The sequence below is a fragment of the Embleya sp. NBC_00888 genome (assembly GCF_045207655.1).
Classification (GTDB): domain Bacteria; phylum Actinomycetota; class Actinomycetes; order Streptomycetales; family Streptomycetaceae; genus Embleya.
In genome coordinates this window covers 4,702,819-4,720,553 of the sequence record NZ_CP108784.1, presented here as the reverse complement: position 1 = coordinate 4,720,553, position 17,735 = coordinate 4,702,819, and the positions used below count along the sequence as shown (strand labels likewise).

The following is a 17,735-nucleotide window of genomic DNA, read 5'->3' as shown; positions in this document are numbered from 1 at the left end:
CGCTCGGATCCGCTCGGATCACACAGAACGGCTCTCGCTGTGCCTGTTTCCCCTGCCCGGAACACCTCCGTACGGAGCGCCCCCGCCGGTGGCGCCCCCACCCGCGACACCTCCACCCGCGACGCCCCGGTTCGGGGCGCTCCCACCGCGTGGTTCCTGGCCGTACTCGCGGCCGCGCAGTTCGTGGTCGCCCTCGACTACAACATCGTGTACGTCGCCCTTCCCGACATCGGTGCCGGACTGGGCTTCGGCGCCCAGTCGTTGCAGTGGGTGGTCAGCTCCTACGCGGTGACCTTCGGCGGCTTGCTCCTGCTCGGCGGTCGGCTCGTCGATCGACTGGGTGCGCGCCGGATGTTCCTGCTCGGCCTGGCGCTGTTCGGCCTGGCCTGCCTCGCGGGCGGCCTCGCCGGCAACCCCGGAACCCTGCTGGCCGCCCGCGCGGTCCAGGGCGTCGGCGCCGCGATGCTCGCCCCCGCGACGCTGTCCCTGATCAACACCGGCTTCGCGGAAGGGAGCGAGCGCACCCGGGCGCTGTCCGTCTGGTCCGCCGCCGGCAGCGCGGGCCTCGCCGCCGGCGCCCTCCTCGGCGGCGTCCTCACCGAACTCGGCGGCTGGCGCTGGGTGATGTTCGTGATGGTCCCGGCCGCCGCGGCCATCCTGGGCGCCGCTCCACGCACCCTCGGACCGAAAGCACCGAAAGCACCGAAAGCACCGAAGACGCCCGGGGCACCCAAGGGTTCCAAGGAACCCAAGGCACCGACCCATCAGCCCGCCGGCCTGGACATCCCCGGCGTACTGCTCGCCACCGCCGGCTCCACCCTGCTCGTCTTCGGCCTGGTCAGCGGGCCGGAAGCGGGCTGGGCCTCACTCCGCGGCGCGGGCGCGATCGTCCTGGGCGCCGTCCTGCTCGGCGCGTTCCTGCTCGTCGAGCAACGCACCCGCGACCCGCTCGTACCGCTCCGCCTGTTCGGCAACCGCAGCCTGGTCGTCGCGATGGCCGTGATCCTGGTGTTCCAGAGCGGCCTCGGCGGCGCCTACTACGTGTTCACCACCTATCTCCAGAACGGCCTGGGCTACAGCGCGCTGCGCACCGGCCTCGCCTTCGTCCCGGTGACCGTGCTGTCGGTGTTCGCCGGCATGCGGCTCGGCCCCGCCCTGATCGGCCGCCGGGGCCTACGGACCACCCTGTTCGTCGGAATGCTCGGCAACGGCCTGGGCATCGGTGCCCTCGCCCTCGGCATGTCGAGCGACGGCTCGTTCGTGGCGCTGCTCCCGGGCATCCTGATCTGGGGCATCGGCGGCGGCGTCACCTTCACCGCGATGTTCGTCACCGCGGCCTCCGGCGTGGACGCCCGCGAACAGGGCATCGCGTCCGCCCTGGCCACCACCGCCCAGCAACTCGGCGGCGCGGCCGGGCTCGCCGTACTGATCGCAGTGGCCAACGCGCACCTCGACCCGAGCACCGGCCCGGCCGCCCCCGCCGACCTCATCGACGGCCTACGCACCGCCGGCCTCGTCGCAGGCGCGGCGGCCGTACTCGGCGCCTTCCTGGCCTTCACCCTCAAGCGCCCCCCGACCCCCGAACCCCAAACCGACACCGACACCGACACCGCCCGCACCGGCACCGACGCAGGCACCAGCACGGGCACCGACACCGACGCAGGCCAAACCCAGCCAAGCCAAAACACCCACTGAACCAGCCGATCCCAAACGCCCGCAGACCAACCGAACCAACCCGCCCGCAGACGACCCATCCACAAACCCCGAGAACGACAAAGCGCGATGGGCCCCGGCCACCCGGCCGGGGCCCATCGCGTCTCACACCGTCGTGCTCACTTCACACCGTCGTACTCACTTCACACCGTCGTACTCACCTCAAGCCGTCGCGCTCACCTCACACCGGAACCGCCACCTTCACCGAGTCGTCGGCCGCCTCGTCGACGTCCACCGACTCGGCCTCATCCGCCCCGGCCCGCGCCCGGCGGCTCGGCAGCAGTTGCACCAGCACCACGACCACCGCGCAGAACGCGGTCAGCAGCCACAGGCCGTTCACGAACGCGTCCCCGAAGGTGTCCGCCGTCGGCGCGTCACCCAGCGTCTCGTAGAAGACGATGCCCACCAGGGCAACTCCCAGCGCACCGCCCACCTGCTGTGCCGTGGAGAGCAGCCCCGCCGCCGAACCCACGTGCCTGGCCCGGATCCCGGACAACACCGTCTCCGCCATCGGCCCCATCACCAGGCCCATCCCGAATCCGGCCAGCGCCAGTCCCGGAATCAGCGCCAAGGTCGCGTCGGTGGTCGACAGCGTCTCCACGAGCACCACGTGCCCGACGCCTTGGACCGACGCACCCGCCGCCAGCACCTGTCGACCGAGCTTGGCCGCGATCTGCCCCGAGACCGCCGAGGACAGGAAGTACCCGACGCCCAGGGCGATGAACAGCAGCCCCGAGTCGAGCGCCGACATCCCGTGACCCATCTGCAGGTACAGCGCCAGAATCAGGAAGAAGGCCGCGTTCACCAGGCCGTACACCAGCGCCATCGTGATGCCGACCGAGAACGACCGCTCACGGAAGAGCACCAGGTCCACCAGCGGCGCACCACCCTTCGACGCCAGGCCGCGCTGGTACAGCGTGAATGCGCCGAGCAGCAGCGGAGCGATGCCCAGCGACAGCCAGGTCCACAGCGGCCAGCCCTGCTCGCGTCCCTGGACCAACGGGAGCACCACCGCGACCAGACCGAGCGTGATCAGCGCCGTACCGACCAGGTCGAGCCGAGTGCCGCCGCCCTCACCCCGGCGTTCCGGCACCAGCTTCGGTGTCAGGGCCAGTGCGACCAGCCCGACCGGGACGTTGATCCAGTAGATGCTGCGCCAGTCGAGCCCGAACAGATCGACCTGGATCAGCGCGCCGCCGATCAACTGACCGAAGACCCCCGCGAAGCCCATCGCGAGCCCGTACGCGGTGAACGCCTTGACCCGCTGCCCGCCGACGTACAGCACGTTGATGAGCCCCAGCACCTGCGGCATCAGCAGGGCCGCCGCCGCGCCCTGGACCACCCGGGCGGCGATCAGCGTCTCCGCGTTGCCGGCCAGCCCGCAGCCCGCCGAGGCGAGGGTGAACAGCCCCAGTCCGACCGCGAACATCCGCCGTCTGCCGTAGATGTCCCCGAGTCGACCGGCCGTGATCAGCCCGGCGGCGACCGCGAGCCCGAAGCCCGCGACCACCCATTGGATCGCGGCCGGCGTCGCGTGCAGATCCTCCTGAGTGGCCGGGATAGCGACGTTGACGATGAAGAAGTCCAGCGTGGTGATGAAGATCCCGGCGAGCAGGACCAACAGTGCGCCCCACGACTGCCGGGGCGTCGGTGCCTCTGCTTCGGGAGCGATGGCCGTCGTGGTGGCGGACATGAGTGTTCCTTTCGGTTCCATACGAGCGCGCCGACCGGCGCAGGAGAGGTCATACGGCGACGCAAGCGGCGAGACGGGGCCGACGGCGCGAAGACGCGAAGACGCGAGGAGGCGAAGAGGCGAAGAAGAGGGATGAACCGGCGCGCGGCACGATCGGCAAGGCGGGAAGGCCGCGCGCATCCGGATGCCGCCGGGACACCGGGGGGCCGGGTGCTGCCTCGACCCGGCCCCGGGTCCGTCCAGCGGCTACGGCACCGACGCGAAGGCGTCGGAATCAATCGACCGAGAGCTCATTGGGAGCTCGACGGGAACCCGCCGAGCGCTCGACGAACGGTCACAACCCCGCCGGAACCTTGTCCAGGAAGCCGCTCACCCGAGCGATCCGACCGTCCTCGGCGATCTGGATCACGTCGAAGCCGACCACGATGGCCTCCTCGCCCGCCGGGCCGAGGTTCCACGTGAAACGCGCCAGGTCGTGGTGCCCGTCGACCGGACCACCGAGGGTGAACACCAGGCCGGCGAACTGCCCCTGTACCGCGCCCAGCGTCGCGTCGATCGCGTCGTGACCCTCGGCCACCACCAGCGGGTCGACGTACACCGCGTCCGCGGTGTAGACCGCCTCGACCAGCTTGCGGCGGGCGGCAGGGTCGGCCTCGTTCCAGGTGGCGATGTAGCGCTCGGCCAGGGCGGTGAAGTCGATGTTCGTGGTCATGGTGACCGTCCTTGTACTTCCTCCGGGCTTCCGGCCGTTCCGGCGAGCTCCGTTGGACATGAACCTACGGAGCCCCGTACCGACGGGAATCAGTCCCGCATAGGTACTTTGACGAGGGGGGATCCGCAGGTGGGATCAGTACCGGATCAGTATCGGACCGGTACGGCAACAGCACCGGCACCGGCACCGGCACCGGCACGAGATCGGTAGACACGGGGACGGCAAGACATGTTGTACGGCAGAGACTCCGAGCTGACGACCATCGAACAACTGCTCGCGGACGCCGAGAAGGGCCGCAGTGGCGTGCTCGTCGTGCGCGGTGAGCCCGGCATCGGCAAGACCGCCCTCCTGGATCACGTGATCGCCGGCACGAACCTGCGCACCATCCGGGGCACCGGCGTCGAATACGAGGCCGAACTCCCCTACGCCGGACTCAGCCTGCTGCTCCGCCCGGCGCTGGGGCACCTGGACCGACTGCCCGACCCGCAGCGACAGGCCTTGGAGGCCGCGTTCGGGCTGGCCGTGGGCGAGCGCTCGGAACCGATGTTCGTCGGCCTGGCGGTGTTGTCGCTGCTGTCCGAGTACGCCGGCGACGGCCCGCTCCTGTGCGTCGTCGACGACGCGCAGTGGCTGGACCGGGCCTCCAACGACGCGCTCGTGTTCGCCGCCCGCCGGCTGTACGCGGAGGGCATCGCGCTGATCTTCGCCGCACGCGACGACCGCCACGCGTTCTCCGTCCCGGGCCTGCCCGAGCTGCGCCTGAGCGCGCTGCGGGCCGAGCACGCGAGCGCGCTGTTGGCCGGCCAGGCCGGGGAGTTGTCCGCCACCGCCCGCTACCGGGTGCTCGCCGAGGCCCAGGGCAACCCGCTCGCACTCATCGAACTGCCGGTCGCCCTCGCCGGCGAACGGCCCGGCGACACCCTGCGCCCGGGCGCGCTGCCGCTCACCAGTCGGCTGCAGATCGCCTTCCACGGCCAGGTCACCCGGCTCGACGAGCGAACCGGGATGTTGTTGCTGCTGGCCGCGAGCGACGACTCCGGCGAACTGGGCATCCTGCTCCGGGCCGGCGCCGAGTTCGGCGCCGGCCCCACCGATCTGGCCGCCGCGGAGGAGGCGTCGCTGATCGTGGTCGACGACGACCGGCTGCGTTTTCGGCACCCGCTGATCCGGGCGGCGGTCCAGCAGCGCGCGCCGATCGACCGCCGGCTAGCCGCCCACCGCGCGCTGGCCGCCGCGTTCGACGCGCCCGATCACGCGGACCGCCGTGCCTGGCACCTGGCCGCCGCCGCGACCGGTGTCGACGAGCCGGCTGCCGCCGCCCTGGAGAGCACCGGCGAACGCGCCCGCGAACGCAGCGGCCACCTCGCCGCCGCACTGGCCTACGAGAAGGCCGCGCGCCTGACCGAGGACGTCGAGGCCCGCACCCGCCGGCTCGTGCTGGCCGCCGAGGCCGCGTCCGAGGCGGGCGAGTTGGACCGCGCCCGCACGTTCGCCGAGCGGGCCCAGGCCGGCGCGACCGACGACGCGATCCGGGCCCGGCTGCTGCACGTACGCGCCCTGTCCGACTTCTGGCAGGGCGCGTTCGCCGGTGCGCACGAACTGCTGCACCGAGGCGCCGAGCTGACCGCCGTGACCCACCCGGAGCGCGCGGCGCGCATGCTGCTCCAGGCGATGCACACCGCGTGGTATCTGGGCGAGGAGCAAGTGCGGTCCACGGTACGGGTGTTGGACGCGCTCAACCTGCCGGCGACGGCCTCCGTGACCCCGGTCGCCGACTTCATCATCGCCGCCTTCCCGCCGAACGAGGACACCGAGCACCCGGAATCCCAGCGCCCCGATCCCGAGCGCCCCGACCTCGGCGACCTCGTCCGAGTCGCCCACCGAACCGGCAACGACGAGCTACGCGACCTGCTGCTCGCCTGCGGCGTCGGCCTGACCCTCGGTCAGGACGTGCACGCGCACGACATCGCGGCGATGTTCGCCACCGAGAGCCGGCTGCACGGCGGGATCGGGCGGCTGCCGACGATCCTGTTCTTCGTGGCCGAGGCCGAGGTCTTCGAGAGCCGGCACACCGACGCGCTGGCCACCGCGTCCGAGGCGCTGCGGATCGCGCAGGACAGCGGGCAGCAGCAGTGGATCAGCCAGTTCGAGAGCGTGCTGGCCTACCTGGCGGGCGTATCCGGCGACGAGGAGGCCGCCCACCGGCACGCCGACGCGGCGCTGGCCGGCGGTGTGGGCAGCGCGATGCCGGCCGGCGCGCCGTGGTCGGCGTGGGCGCTGGGGCTGCTCGACCTGGGTCTGGGTCGGCCCGAATCGGCGCTGAACCGGCTGGAGCGGCTCACCCGGGAGCCGATGCGCCATCACATCTGCGCGACCCGTTCGACCCCCGACCTGGTCGAGGCCGCCGTCCGGTTCGGCGCCCCCGAGCGCGCGCACGAGCCGCTGGCCCGCTTCGAGCGGTGGGCCCGCCGCGCCGACCAACGCTGGGCCGACGCGCTGGTGCTGCGCTGCCACGCGCTGCTGGCGGGTGACGACACGGCCGAGGAGCTCTGGCTCGCCGCACTGGCCCGGCACGAGAGCGAGCGCCGGCCGCTGGAGCGGGCCCGGACCGGGCTGCTGTACGGCGAATGGCTGCGCCGGATGCGCCGCAAGACCGACGCGCGCGACCGGCTGCGCATCGCTTTGGAGGAGTTCGACCGCCTGGACGTCCGGTCCTGGGCGGATCGCGCCCGCACCGAACTGGGCGCGATCGGCGGCAGCGCGACGCCGCAGGGTCCCCGCCCCGCCGGCGTGCTCGCGCTGCTCACCCCGCAGGAGCTGCAGATCACCCGGCTCGCCGCGCAGGGGTTGTCCAACCGGGACATCGCGGCCCAGTTGTTCCTGAGCCCGCGCACCGTCGGCCACCACCTGTACAAGGCCTATCCCAAGCTCGGCATCGTCTCGCGCACCGAGCTGTCCGCGATCCCCGAGCTGGCGGGCCGCCCCGGCTGACCGCGACCCGCGACCGTCGCCGCCCGCCCGGATGGCCGCCCGCCGTGCTCAGCCGACGGCGTCGGCCCGAGCGTGCCGGTCCCACCCCGCCGCGACCTGCCGCAGCGCCGGGTGCTCGGCCCCGCCCCCGGCGCGGATGTGCTCGTACACGGCACGCAGCACCTCCGCGCCCTCGGCCGCCCACAACCGTTCCGCGGCCCGGGTCAAGGTGAAGTGGAACCACGCGAAGTTGATCGCGCCGTGCTCGAAGGAGCGCTCCATGTCCGCGAGTTCGCGTACCGGGGTGACCTCGACCGGCAGGTCGTCCACGGTCGCGGTGAAGGCCCGCAGGGCCGGCAGCAGCTCCGGCTCCACCTCGTGCGCGTAGCCGACCATCGCCAGGTTCGCGTGCAATTCGGCGATCCACATGCCCGGATACCCGGGCCAGACCTGGTCCTGGAAGAGGTGGGTGAGCTCGTGCACCGCCACCAGGTCGAAGTACGGCCGCAGCGCGGGCGGCTCCCCGTACACGGCGCGCACCGCGTGGGCCGTCCCGGCGCCCAGGTGCGGCCGGATCGCGGCGAACAACTCGGTGCCGAACCAGCCGTCGTCGGCGGCCACCCGCAGGTGGTCCTGCGCGCCCTGCGGCGTGCCGTACAGCGGCACCGTCGCCACGCTGTCCCAGTCCGCCGCGTTCGCCACGGACAACCGTATTCGTGGCGCGAAGCCCAGCCGTTCGCCCAGCCACGCGGCGGCACGATCCACCCGCCCCGCGACGAACTCGGCCCGCTCCCGCGCGCCCGGGCTGAATCGGACCGTACAACCGAAACCGTCGAGTGTCGCCATCGCTGCCACGCATGCCTCCGAGTGGGTTCGGCGGCCACCATAGGCACAGCCGTCCCGCTCCCGCCCGGATTCCCCGCGCGCGACGATCCCCCGCCGGCCGCCCAGGAGCCGCCGCGATCAGGCCTTCCAGCGCGGGTCCCGGCCGGACGCGCCGAGCGCACGCTCGAACGCGCTCGCGTCCTCCGCGACGGCCGCCGGCTCGGCGAAGCCGGCGTACTCGCGGTACATCTGCGCGTACTTGGTCACGATGCCCTCGATCGCCTCACCCAGCTCGACCGACGCCCGATAGTCCTGGCCGGTCGCCCGCGCCACGTCCCAACCGTGCAGCACCGACTCCAACAGGAGCATCTCGGCGATCTCCGTCGCCGGCATCGTGCCACCGCCGCCGAAGTCGATCTCGCCCTCCCACACCTGCGGATCGGCCCACGCCGCGACCGCGCGACCCAGTTGCGCGGCGTACGCGTCGGCCCAGTCGGGCTCGGCGACGAAGTCGCGCGTGGTCATCTCCTCCGGCAGCGTCGTACGCAACGCCCGGTGCTCCATGCCGTGCGAGGTGAACACGACCCAGTGGTTGATCAGCGCCCGGGTGTCGTACTCGCCGCACGGCGTGGGCCCGTCGGTGGGCTCGGGCGGGACGCCGTGGGCGATCCGGTCGGCTTCCGCGGCGGCTTCGACGAAGAGGTGGTGAATGTTCATGGATCCGACGCTATGCGGCCCCCGGGAACCGGTCTTGAACAAACGCGACAGGGCACGACAGGGCCGTGTCACCGACGCCGGCTACGGTGGAGACATGACACTTCCCGATCGCGCTCGCGGAGTGCTGCGCGCGGCCGTCGGACCGGGCAACTGGGACGTGAGCCGGCACGAGCCGGCCCCCGACCTGGCGCCCTTCGTCGACTACCACTGGATCGTGCGCTGGGACCTGCGGGGTCGGGCGCCCTTCAAGCAGAAGGTGCTCTCGCACCCCAACGTGCATCTGGTCTTCGAGCGGCCGTACCCGGCCGTGTACGGGGTGGTGCGGGACGTGTTCGAGCGCGAGCTGATCGGGGCCGGCCACGTGTTCGGAATCCGGTTCCGCGCGGGCGGCTTCCGGTCCGTCCTGGGCGGTCCGGTGGCGGCGCTGACCGATCGGGTGCTGCCCGCGGTCGACCTGTTCGGCCCGACCGTCGCGGAGGTCGGCGAGCGCGTGCTCGGCACCGCCGCCGAGGCCGACCGGGTCGTCCTGGCCGAGGCCTGGCTGCGCGGCGTGCTGTCCGGGCCGACCCAGGCCCCGCCCGACCTCGACCCGGCGGTGGCCGAGGTCGCCACGATCGTCGAGCGCATCACCACGAACCCGAACCTGTTCCGGGTCGACGACCTGGCCGAGGAGGTCGGCGTCCCGGTCCGCCGCCTCCAACGCCTGTTCGCCGAGTACGTCGGGGTCGGCCCCAAGTGGGTGCTCCGCCGGGCCCGGCTCCAGGAGGTCGCCGAGCGGGCCGAGCACGGCGCCGGGATCGACTGGGCCGCGCTCGCGGCCGATCTGGGCTATGCCGACCAGGCCCACCTGACCCGCGATTTCACCGCCACCGTGGGCACCGCACCGGGCCGCTACGCCCGCGCCTGAGCACCCGCCCGCGACGGGCCGACCGGGCCCGAATCGTTCGCGCGCCGACAATGCAATCCTTGACGGGTGCCCACCACGCTCGTCGAAACCCGATTCCACGCCGTCCTGAGCGCGTCCGACGACGCCCTGGAGGACACGATCGACCTCGGCGCGTCCCTGCTCGCGGCCTCCGCCGGCGACTGGCCGGATATCTCGCGCGCCGTGCTCGCCCTGTACGAGCGCGTCGCCGACGGCTGCTGGCGGCGCGGCTGGCAACCCGCCGACGTGGTTCGCGCGGTCACCCGCGAGCTGGGCGAGCGGCACGCCGCGCTCGCCGCCGACGTGGTCGCCGCGCAGGCCCGCAGCCACCCGGGCACCGGCCGCCGGTGGACCGCGCAACTGCGCGATCTGGACGCGACCACCCCGTGGTGGAGCTCGGACGACGCCTACCTCGCCGAACTCGGCGCCCGGGAGAATCTGGACCGCTTCGGCACCGCCGCGCGCGTGCTCGAACTGCTCCGCTGCGTCGCCCGGCTGCCCGCCATCGAGCCGCTCGCCGCCGCGTCCTTCCAGGAGCCGGCCCGCAAGCAGCCCGCCACCGGCGAACCCCGCCAACTCGGCCGGGTGCGCGCTTTGCTCGCCAAGGCCGAGTCGAGCGAATTCCCGGAGGAGGCCGAGGCGTTCACCGCCAAGGCGCAGGAGCTGATGACCCGGCATCGGATCGACGAGGCGCTGCTGGGCGCGCAGGAGGGTTCGCGCCACGCCCCCGCCGCGTGCCGAATCGGCGTGGACAACCCGTACGAGGGCGCCAAGGCACTGCTGCTCGACGCGGTCGCCGACGCCAACGGCTGCCAGGCGATCTGGTCGAGCTCACTGGGCTTCTCCACCGTGGTCGGCTTCGACTCCGACCTGGACGCGGTCGAACTGCTCTACACCTCGCTCCTGGTGCAGGCCACCGCCGCGATGAACCGGGCCGGCTCGCGCTACCACGAGTCCGGCCGCTCGCGCCGGACCAAGACCTTCCGCCAGTCGTTCCTGATCGCCTACGCCGACCGGATCCGCGAGCGGCTGACCGCCGCGAAGGAGGAGGCCGAGGCGAGCGCCGACCAAGCCGCCGAGAACCGCCTGCTGCCGGTCCTGGCCGCGCGCGACGTCGCGGTCCAGGAGACCACCGAGCGGATGTTCCCCACCAAGACCACACACCGCCTGCGCGGCCGCGACGCGGACGGATGGCGACACGGCCAGGCCGCCGCCGACCGGGCCGAACTGGGCCTGCGGGACAAGCTGGACCGCGGCGAACCGGCCCGCCCGTAACCGGCGCACACCCACCCGATCACCGACCCGCCCCCGCATCGCGGCCGGGGCCCGGCGGGCAAGCGGCCCGGACGACCCGTGCGATCCATGCGATGCGAGCGACCAACCGGCCGCTACATCCCCGGCAACCAGGTCCCCCGTTGCGCCGGCACCGCCGGCGTGGGCGCGCCGCAACGCCCCTCGGCCACCGCCCGATGCGCCTGACGCGCCGTCATACCCGGTCCCGCCAACGGCTCGACGTCCTCCAGATGGAGCGGGTCGCCACACACCGCACAGATCACGGCGGCCTGCGCCTCGTGCCCCTCGGAGCCGCCGTGCCGGTAGACCACCGGCGGCCCGGTCTCGTCCGCGAGCCAGGTGTCGCCCCAGTGTCCGATCGCCACCAGCACCGGGAAGAAGTCGCGCCCCTTGGCGGTCAGCACGTACTCGTGCCGGGGCCGCCGCTCCTCGTACGGAACCCGGTCGAGCAGGCCCTCCTCGACCAGCCTGTTCAGCCGCTGCGCCAGCACGTTGCGGCCGATCCCCAGGTTCTCCTGGAGATCCTCGAACCGCCGGACCCCGTAGGACGCCTCACGCAACACGAGCGGCGTCCACCCGTCGCCGAACAACTCGAGGACGCGCGCGATGGAGCACGGCCAGCTTCCGAACGAGGTCCGCTTCATGTCGCCACATTACTGAGCGGGACGGGATCGATACGCGATCGATCCCGCCCCGCTCAGTGTTTTTGACTACACGTCAGTTACAGCTCGGTCACCCGACGCTCAGGCGTCGCGCTTCCAGCGCGGCTTGCGGTCGCCCGCCGGGCCACCGGCCGGACGGTCGTAGTGACCGTCCCGACGCGGGGCGCGGTCGTGCGAACGCTCGCCGCCGTAGGACGGGCGGTCGTTGTAGGCCGGCCGGTCGTTGTTGTACGTCGGACGGTCGCCGCGCGGGGCGCGGTCGTTGCCGTAGCCGGGACGGTCACCGCTGCGCGGCGCGCGGTCCCCGTAGGAGGGACGGTCGCCCCGGTAGCCGCCCTCGCGCCGGTCGCCGCCGCCGCCGTAGGCGGGACGCTCGCCGGTACGCGGCGCACGGTCCCCGTACGAGGGACGGTCGCCACCACGCGGGGCACGGTCGCCGTAGGACGGCCGGTCACCCGTGCGCGGAGCGCGGTCGCCGCTGTTGTACGCCGGACGGTCGTTGTACGCGGGACGGTCGCCGCGCGGGCCGCGGTCGCCCGACGGACGGTCGCCCCGGTAGCCACCCTCACGACGGTCGCCACCGCCATAGGACGGACGGTCGCCACCACGCGGGGCACGGTCGCCATAGGACGGCCGGTCGCCACGCGGCGCGCCGCCACGACGGTCGCCGCCGCGGTCGCCGCCGTACGGCGGACGGTCGCTGCCGCGGTCACGGTCGCCCCGGTAGCCACCCTCACGACGGTCGCCGCCGCGGTCGCCGCGGTCCGAACGCTCGTAGCGCTCGGTCCGCACCGGCGCGTCGCCGTTCTTGGCCGCCTCGGCCAGTTCGGCGGCCTTGCGGCGCAGCTCGGCGGCCTCGGCCTTGAGCTCGATGATCCGACCCGCGAGGCGCTCGGCCTCGGCCTCGGCCTCGACCGCGGCGTCCGCCACGGACTGTGCCTTGACCTCGGACAGCGTGCGCGCGCCGGTCAGCTTGCGCATCTCCGGGTCGTTGGAGCCCTGCACCCGAAGGCGGGTCGGCTCGACGCCGGCGTCCTCCATCAGACGATCCACCGTGCGGCGCTGGTGCGGCAGCGCGAGCGTGACCACCGCACCGGCCTCGCCGGCCCGCGCGGTACGACCCGCGCGGTGCAGGTAGTCCTTCGAGTCGGCGGCCGGGTCCACGTGCAGGACCAGGTCGATGCCGTCGACGTGGATGCCGCGAGCGGCGACGTCGGTGGCGACCAGGACCGGCGTGCGGCCCTCCTTGTACTCGGCCAGGGTGCGGGTGCGCGCGCCCTGGGTCATCCCGCCGTGCAGGGCCTCGGCGCGCACGCCGGCCTCACGCAGTTGCTGCGCGACGCGGTCGGCGCCGAACTTGGTCCGCACGAAGATCATCGTGCGCCCGCGGCGGGCCGCGATGGCCGCCGTGACGTACGTCTTGTCCTTCGGCTGCACGACCAGCACGTGGTGCGACATGGTGGTGACCGAGGACGCGTGCGGGTCCACCGAGTGGGTGACCGGGTTGTCCAGGTACTTGCGGACGATCGCGTCCACGCCCTTGTCCAGCGTCGCGGAGAACAACATCCGCTGGCCGCCGGCCGGGATCAGGTCGAGCAGCGCGGTGACCTCGGGCAGGAAGCCCATGTCCGCCATCTGGTCGGCCTCGTCGAGGATGGTGATCTCGACGTTGTCCAGCACGGCCGAACCGCGGTCGACCAGGTCCTGGAGCCGACCGGGGGTGGCGACCAGGATCTCCACGCCGCGCTCCAGCGCGAAGATCTGCTTCGGCATCGACATGCCGCCGGTGACCGTCTTCATCCGCAGGTCGAGGATGCGACCGTAGGGCTCCAGCGCGTCGTGCACCTGCATCGCGAGCTCACGCGTGGGCGTGAGGATCAGCGCGAGGGGGCGACGGGCACGGGCCTTGCGACCGGACAGGCGGGTCAGCATCGGCAGGCCGAAGCCCAGCGTCTTGCCGGAACCGGTCCGGCCGCGGCCGAGGATGTCCTTGCCGGCCATCGCGTCCGGCAGCGTCGCGGCCTGGATCGGGAACGGGTGGGTCACGCCGCGGCGCGCGAGCGCGTCCACGACGTCCTTGTGCAGACCGAACTCGGCGAAGCTGGGGCCGGTCGGTTCGGGCTTGGCCTCGACCTCGTCCGAGGCGTCGTCCGCCTCGTCGAGCCCGGCCTCGTCGGCGGCGTCGTCCTCGACGCTCGCGTCGACATCCGTGTCGGTGTCGTCGTCGGTGTTCGCATCGGCGTCCGTCGCGGCCTTGTCCTGCGCCGCGAACCCGGTGTCGCCGTCGGTGGTGTCGTCGTTCTCGACGACCTCGGGAGTGATCTCGGTAATCTCCGCGGCGACCTCGGTCACCTCGGCTGCCTGCGCATCCGCCACACCCTCCTGCACCTCGGCACCTTCGGTGCCGGGCATGGGCGTAGCAGTGTCATTGGCATAGGGGGGCATGCAAAACCTTCCGGATGCGGCCCGTCTCGAAGGTCCGCAGCCGAAATGTGGTCGCACGAGAAAGCGACACTTCTGCGGAGCACCAGAACGAGCCTACGAGGCGCCGCGACTCATGGCGGCGCCTGGATATGGGCAAAGCGATTCACCAGCGTACCCGATCACTGCTCGTTCATGCCTATCGGGTGCGTTCGTACTCGACCCTCAGGCGTGCGTCCTCGTGCACGACGAGCAGCCTCGGACGCTGCCACGACCAGTGCTCGGGGAGCAGGAACAGGGTCCCCGGGGCACGGCGCAGCAAGCGCAGTCCGGTGTACCGGTAACGATAGGAAGCACCGATTTCTTCCTCGACCGCGACGCCGTCGTCCGATCGCATCCGCAGATCCTGCACCGAGTACAGCACCACGCCCGTCCGCCTGGGCAGTTGCTGCGCGACGGCCTTGCCCGCGTCGCGCCCGGACACCTTCGCGTACGCACTCGAGGCCCAGAACAGGCACAACACCACGGCGGCGGCGACGAGCAGCGCCGACGGCGACCACGGCCGGGCCCCGGCTCCGGGATCGCGCCGATGCGCGCCGATCCGCCGCGACAGCAGCACCCCGTACGCGCAGACCAGCAGCCCCGCCGCGAGCGCGCACGGCAACAACAGCGACCACCACTGCGCGCCGCGGGCCGGCCATCGATACACCGCGGCCCAGGTCGCGCCGGGCACCGCGAACCACCCGCAGCGCAGCGCCCACGTGCACCACGTGGCGATCCGCCGGTGTCGGCGCAGCCACACCAGCAGCCGAGGATGCGCCGCCCGGACCGCGAGCAGAGCCGCGACGGCCACGAGCAGCGGCCGGTACAGCGCGCGCAGGCCGTCCGCGAGGTACTCCCGGGCCGGCGTGTCCAGCACGCTCTCGTCGAACCCGAGATAGGCGGACCGGGCCGAGGCGCGGGCCCAGCCGAAGTAGTAGAGCAGCCCGGCGAGCACGAGCGCGGGCACCACGACGACGGCGGCGAACTCCCAGCCGACGCTTGCCGATCGCCCGTCCGAAGCGCCCTTCGCGACCTCGGTGCGCGCGGTCTCGGCGGCCCGGTGGGCCCGGTGCGCGGACCTGCGCCGCCCGGTCGCCCGCCGGTTCGGCGACGGCGATCCGTGTTCCACCGCGGCGGCCCGCGGCGCGGCCGGCTCGCCGAACCACCGGGTGAGCATCGAGACCGGTTCGCCGTAGTAGACCCGGGCCAACTCGGCGGTGAGCTCGCCGGTCGTCCGGAACGGGGTGAACTCACCCGCCGATGGCGCGACTCGGTCGACCCGGCCGGCCGACTGCGCGAACCGCGGGTCGGATCCGACGGACCCGCTCGAATCCGCCTCCTCGACGTGGCCGCCCGCCTCCCGCATCCGCGGCTCCGGGCTCCCCCACGCCTCACCCGCGACCGGCTCGTATGCCTCGGGGCCCGCCGACCGCCGCCACTCGCCCTCGCGAGCGCGCGGCACGGCCGAGTCGTGCTCGCCCACACGGGTCAACGATCCGGTCCCGGGAAACTCCGGCTCATCGTCGACGAAGTCCGGCACCGGCCCGATGTCCCCCTGCGTGGTCACCGCTTCAGCATGGGCACGGAAAAAGTCCCGCTCCAATTTCGGAGCATCGCCCGTCACCCGTTCGGCCGCAGCGCGTGAGGGCACGACGGGAGCGCACGCGATCCGGGCCTCTCCCGGCGCGCCGACGAGCGCTCAGCCGTACCCGTGCTCGTGCAACCACTCGTCGCCGATCCCGAAGTGGTGCGCGACCTCGTGCACGACGGTCACCTCCACCTCCTCGACGACGTGTTCGTACGTCTCGCAGATCCGCAGGATGGGGTTGCGGTAGATGGTGATCCGGTCGGGCAGCACACCCGCGTACCAATCCCCACGCTCGGTGAGCGGGATGCCCTCGTAGAGGCCGAGCAGGTTGGTCCCGTGTTCGCCGTCGGGGGCCGGTTCGTCCTCGACGAAGATCGCCACGTTGTCCATGAGCTTGGTCAGCTCAGGCGGGATCCGGTCCAGGGCCTCGGCCACCAGTTCCTCGAACTCCTCGCGCGACATCTCCAGCACGCCCCCATTCTGCGGCCTCCGCGCCCACTCCGGGGGGTGCGTACGCGGGCCCGCGCGGGCCCCCGGTTATCTGTTTTGCAAGCGCCGCCGAAAACCCCGTATAGTTCGGGACGTCCCCGACGGCAACAAGACGCCGGACACGGCCAACAAGCCCCCATCGTCTAGTGGCCTAGGACGTCGCCCTTTCAAGGCGGTAGCACGGGTTCGAATCCCGTTGGGGGCACGCAACAAACCCCCTCGGGGGCCGCAACAAGCCGGACAGCCAGTACGGTAGGGTTCAACACGAAACACCGCGAGGGAAACCCGGGAAGCCGGGTGGAGATCGTAGAGGTCCTGTGGAGCAGTTTGGAGTGCTCGTCACCCTGTCAAGGTGAAGGCCGCGGGTTCAAATCCCGTCAGGACCGCAAGATGGAAAGGTCGGGGCGCCGAAAGGCGCCCTGATCCATCGAGGCCAGGTAGCTCAGTTGGTACGAGCGTCCGACTGAAAATCGGAAGGTCGGCGGTTCGACCCCGCCCCTGGCCACCGCAGCCGGAGACACCGACGCCCCAGACGGAATCCCGTCCGGGGCGTTCTTGCGTGTGCGGTTCAACGGTCGGATCCCCGCCCGGCCACGACGACCCGACCGCGACGACCGGGCCGCGACGATCGCCCGGCACGACCGGCCCGGCACGACTGGCCCGCTCGGGTTCCGCCCGGGCCCCGAGCTCGTGTCCACGCCGCCCGCACGGGACTTCGTCGTGATACTTCGTCCATGAGCGCCGCGGACGATCCCGACCGGATGCCCACCCATCCCCCACACGACGAGGCGATGGGCACGCGGCTGAACTGGCTGCGGGCGGCGGTGCTGGGCGCCAACGACGGGATCGTGTCCACGGCGGGCCTGGTGGTCGGGGTCGCCGGAGCCACCGACGAGCGCGCGCAGTTGCTCACCGCGGGGCTGGCCGGACTGCTCGCCGGGTCGATGTCGATGGCCGCCGGCGAGTACGTCTCGGTGAGCACCCAGCGCGACGCGGAGCGGGCCGCGCTGGTCCAGGAGCGCCGCGAGCTGACCGACGAACCCGAGGCCGAACTCGACGAGTTGACCGGCCTGTACGAACAGCAGGGACTCACCGGGCGACTCGCGCGCGAGGTGGCCGAACAGCTCACCGCGCACGACGCGCTCGCCGCGCACGCCCAGGTCGAGCTCAAGATCGATCCGGACGAACTGACCAATCCGTGGCATGCGGCCGGGGCCAGCTTCCTGGCCTTCACCGTCGGCGCACTGCTGCCGCTGCTGGCGATGGTGCTGCCGCCCGCCTCGGCCCGACTGCCGATCACGGTGGCCGCCGTCCTGGTCGCCCTGGTGTTGTGCGGGTGGAGCGGCGCGCGGCTGGGCGGCGCGGCGTCCGGCCGCGCGATCGTGCGCACCACCGCGGGCGGGGCACTGGCGATGGCGGTCACCTACGCGGTGGGCAGCCTGCTCGGCGCGAGCGGGATCTGACCCGGACCACCGCCGGGAGCACCGGGAGTGGGCACGCGCTCGCCCTCGAGCGGTGACACCGCGTACACAAGCCCGCACGTGGAGCGCCGGCGCAGCCGGCCCACCGTGACGAGCGGTCCGCACCCGTGTCCCGCCGCGTCGAACGCACGGACACCGCAGGGATCGGACATCACCGGCACCAGTCGACAAATCACCCCGGTCACGTCGAGGACTTCCCGGTTT

At 72.6% G+C, this 17,735-nt stretch carries 13 protein-coding genes and 3 tRNA genes; 8 read left to right on the top strand and 8 right to left on the bottom strand.

What is annotated here, in order from left to right:
* Positions 1-39: 39 nt before the first annotated feature.
* Positions 40-1,695: an MFS transporter gene (locus tag OG948_RS19865; RefSeq protein WP_406297804.1), complete on the top strand. Its 1,656-nt coding sequence runs from the start codon at positions 40-42 to the stop codon at positions 1,693-1,695.
* Positions 1,696-1,894: 199 nt separating this feature from the next.
* Here OG948_RS19865 and OG948_RS19860 read toward each other — a convergent pair whose 3' ends face one another.
* Together OG948_RS19860 and OG948_RS19855 are read right to left on the bottom strand one after the other, a co-directional pair.
* Positions 1,895-3,406, bottom strand: a complete 1,512-nt coding sequence (locus OG948_RS19860; RefSeq protein WP_406297803.1) for an MFS transporter — start codon at positions 3,404-3,406, stop codon at positions 1,895-1,897.
* Positions 3,407-3,740: 334 nt separating this feature from the next.
* Positions 3,741-4,118 (bottom strand): nuclear transport factor 2 family protein, encoded by a 378-nt coding sequence (locus tag OG948_RS19855; protein WP_406297802.1) that lies wholly within the window; start codon positions 4,116-4,118, stop codon positions 3,741-3,743.
* 228 nt (positions 4,119-4,346) lie between these two features.
* Between OG948_RS19855 and OG948_RS19850 the strand changes: the two genes are divergently transcribed.
* A complete protein-coding gene (locus tag OG948_RS19850) occupies positions 4,347-7,109 on the top strand; it encodes an AAA family ATPase (protein ID WP_406297801.1) in 2,763 nt (920 codons plus the stop codon).
* 48 nt (positions 7,110-7,157) lie between these two features.
* Here OG948_RS19850 and OG948_RS19845 read toward each other — a convergent pair whose 3' ends face one another.
* Both OG948_RS19845 and OG948_RS19840 read right to left on the bottom strand, forming a co-directional pair.
* The gene (locus OG948_RS19845) at positions 7,158-7,943 is read right to left on the bottom strand and encodes a hypothetical protein (RefSeq protein ID WP_406297800.1); all 786 of its coding nucleotides are present in this window, start codon (positions 7,941-7,943) and stop codon (positions 7,158-7,160) included.
* A 108-nt stretch (positions 7,944-8,051) separates the two neighbouring features.
* Complete coding sequence (locus OG948_RS19840) at positions 8,052-8,630, bottom strand: TIGR03086 family metal-binding protein (RefSeq protein WP_406297799.1); 579 nt, start codon at positions 8,628-8,630, stop codon at positions 8,052-8,054.
* 94 nt (positions 8,631-8,724) lie between these two features.
* On the opposite strand from OG948_RS19840, the gene OG948_RS19835 reads away from it, so the two are divergent.
* Positions 8,725-9,537, top strand: coding sequence for a DUF6597 domain-containing transcriptional factor (locus OG948_RS19835; protein WP_406297798.1), 813 nt, complete (start codon positions 8,725-8,727; stop codon positions 9,535-9,537).
* 66 nt (positions 9,538-9,603) lie between these two features.
* A complete protein-coding gene (locus tag OG948_RS19830; protein WP_406297797.1) occupies positions 9,604-10,830 on the top strand; it encodes a DUF2786 domain-containing protein in 1,227 nt (408 codons plus the stop codon).
* 113 nt (positions 10,831-10,943) lie between these two features.
* On the opposite strand, the gene OG948_RS19825 is transcribed toward OG948_RS19830, so the two are convergent.
* From OG948_RS19825 to OG948_RS19810, 4 genes are all read right to left on the bottom strand, one after another.
* The gene (locus tag OG948_RS19825) at positions 10,944-11,492 is read right to left on the bottom strand and encodes a winged helix-turn-helix transcriptional regulator (protein WP_406297796.1); all 549 of its coding nucleotides are present in this window, start codon (positions 11,490-11,492) and stop codon (positions 10,944-10,946) included.
* A 99-nt stretch (positions 11,493-11,591) separates the two neighbouring features.
* Positions 11,592-13,922, bottom strand: a complete 2,331-nt coding sequence (locus tag OG948_RS19820; protein ID WP_406297795.1) for a DEAD/DEAH box helicase — start codon at positions 13,920-13,922, stop codon at positions 11,592-11,594.
* Positions 13,923-14,130: 208 nt separating this feature from the next.
* Positions 14,131-15,540, bottom strand: coding sequence for a hypothetical protein (locus tag OG948_RS19815; RefSeq protein WP_406297794.1), 1,410 nt, complete (start codon positions 15,538-15,540; stop codon positions 14,131-14,133).
* A 132-nt stretch (positions 15,541-15,672) separates the two neighbouring features.
* Positions 15,673-16,032 (bottom strand): metallopeptidase family protein, encoded by a 360-nt coding sequence (locus OG948_RS19810; protein WP_395864608.1) that lies wholly within the window; start codon positions 16,030-16,032, stop codon positions 15,673-15,675.
* A gap of 150 nt (positions 16,033-16,182) precedes the next feature.
* On the opposite strand from OG948_RS19810, the gene OG948_RS19805 reads away from it, so the two are divergent.
* The 4 genes from OG948_RS19805 (at position 16,183) to OG948_RS19790 (ending at position 17,513) form a co-directional block, all read left to right on the top strand.
* Positions 16,183-16,255 (top strand) — tRNA-Glu (locus tag OG948_RS19805).
* 106 nt (positions 16,256-16,361) lie between these two features.
* Positions 16,362-16,436 (top strand) — tRNA-Asp (locus OG948_RS19800).
* Between the two features lie 45 nt (positions 16,437-16,481).
* Positions 16,482-16,555 (top strand) — tRNA-Phe (locus tag OG948_RS19795).
* Positions 16,556-16,784: 229 nt separating this feature from the next.
* Positions 16,785-17,513 (top strand): VIT family protein, encoded by a 729-nt coding sequence (locus OG948_RS19790; RefSeq protein ID WP_406297793.1) that lies wholly within the window; start codon positions 16,785-16,787, stop codon positions 17,511-17,513.
* The last annotated feature ends 222 nt before the right edge of the window (positions 17,514-17,735 follow it).